This is a genomic window from Listeria rocourtiae subsp. hofi, from assembly GCF_963575615.1.
Classification (GTDB): domain Bacteria; phylum Bacillota; class Bacilli; order Lactobacillales; family Listeriaceae; genus Listeria_A; species Listeria_A hofi.
In genome coordinates, this window is sequence record NZ_CAUYTL010000117.1 from 1 (window position 1) to 310 (window position 310).

Here is a 310-nt window from a genome sequence, read left to right on the forward strand (position 1 = left end):
CTCCATGATCGGCTCTACGGAGGTGCAGACGGCGAACAGGACGCCGGACTGGAAGTAGAGCCCGAACGCGCGGAGGGCGTAGGTGTCGGCTGTGGTGTCGTTGATCGTCACATGGATGACGTCGTCCGCCACGACCTCGCCACCGAACGTCGTCAGCCGCTTCCGCTCGCTTGGCAAGGCGGTGAGCAGCTTCAGATCTCCAGCGGCATGGACAGAACTGACGCCTATGCTGTTGATGACGGCGGCGTTCGTGCCGGTGTTTTGGGCGTTGATCAGTTCAGCGCGACCGGCGTTGGTGATGGTGACAGTA

Annotated in this window: 1 protein-coding gene; it reads right to left on the reverse strand. The window is 62.3% G+C overall.

Annotated features, from left to right (window positions below; translation table 11 throughout):
- The coding region (locus tag R8925_RS16000) for a hypothetical protein (protein ID WP_430536768.1) at window positions 1-310 on the reverse strand (310 nt) is incomplete at both ends.